The organism is Acidithiobacillus sp. TH-A36, assembly GCF_057473445.1.
On the sequence record NZ_JBYCKP010000432.1, the window covers coordinates 1 to 1,431 of the forward strand.

General features: G+C 49.2%; 1 protein-coding gene and 1 pseudogene. Both read right to left on the reverse strand.

Going from position 1 to position 1,431, the window contains the following annotated elements; genetic code table 11:
• The coding region (locus AC2VLY_RS11160) for an NAD(P)/FAD-dependent oxidoreductase (RefSeq protein ID WP_486922291.1) at positions 1–954 on the reverse strand (954 nt) is incomplete at its 3' end.
• Positions 955–956: 2 nt separating this feature from the next.
• A pseudogene (locus tag AC2VLY_RS11165) lies at positions 957–1,431 on the reverse strand (hypothetical protein); the annotation flags it as partial.

Sequence of the window (1,431 nt, forward strand, 5' to 3'; positions counted from 1 at the left end):
GGCAAAAGGGGCTACTTGTGGCCATACCTTATCCTGATTTTCTCCATAGGCAAGATCACCTATTGCATAGACGTTTGCGTGATCTATTAGCCTGCAATGTTGATCTACAGGAATTCTCCCATTATGCATTTTTTTTCCCGGTATTTGATGGATGAGGGGATGGGCAGTGACCCCGGCTGTCCATATCAGCGTTGCAGCTGGTATTTGAACGTCTCCGAGCCGCACTGTTTTTCCATCAAATCCATCTGCATGCTTTCCTAATAAAATATCGGCACCAAGATTTTGCAACTTCTCATAAGCCTTTTTTTGTAATTTTTCATCAAAACCAGGAAGTAGTGCGTCTCCACCCTGAACCAAAGTCACTTGGTATGTGGAATGGGAAAGCTCAGGATAGTCTCGAGGAATAATAATGCGTAACAATTCAAGCAGGGCACCACAAAATTCGACCCCCGTAGGGCCTCCTCCTGCTATGACAAAATGTAATAGGCGCCTCTGTTCTTCTTCAGAAACAGATGAGCTGGCTTTTTCCAGGGCCGCAATAATTCTGCTTTGAACATGCTCCGCAGCTTCTATATTTTTTAAATGAAGCGCATTCTCTGCAATTTCCTTGTTTCCGAAAAAATTGGTTACGGTTCCAAAGGAAAGAATTAATTTATCCCAAGAAATCTCAATGCCATCGGTGCAATGTATTTTGTTTTCATTCCAGTCGATTTTTTCAACGCAGCCCCAATGAAAGCGAATATTCTGTGCCCTCAGCAAGGGTCTTAGCGGAGATGCAATAGCATTGCTTTCCAGATCACCTACGGCAACCTGATAGAGCAGTGGCTGAAATAGATGATAATTGTGGCAATCTATAACCATTACCTGGTGCTCAGATTTGGCAAGACGCCTGGCAACATGTAATCCGCCAAATCCTGCACCGATAATCACTATTTTCTCTGAATTCTGCCTCATGGTTATGAAGTTTCCTGGTGCTGCCGGCTATTGCGCCAGGCCAGCCAGAGCAGTGGGATCGCCCATAGGGCGGAAAAAGTATAAATCTGATTCAGTGAAATGAAATGTTGCAGTGGACCCAGTCCGGTAGAGCCGATGCCTTCTCCAATCATCAGCGCTCCAACCAATAGTCCAGCCATTTGCGTACCTTCCTTGCCGTGTGCGGCTACCCCGAAAGCCATGCTGTAGGGGTAGTATATACCGCAAGCCGCACCGGCGAGGGCAAATGCCAGTAACAGCGCCGTTGCACTGAGCAGATGGGGGATGATGATAAAGCAGGGCTGGTGGTCACCGATTTCGTCAACCGGGTGGGCGACTCTGTGGCGGTGGTGGGCGCTGACGGATCCCCCCGCCGGGGCGTGCAGGTGCTGGCGGTCGCGTTGCATGCTTTGGGCTTCGTGGCGACCGGCGGTCGCCCGCTGCCTGCAGCGGTTGCGG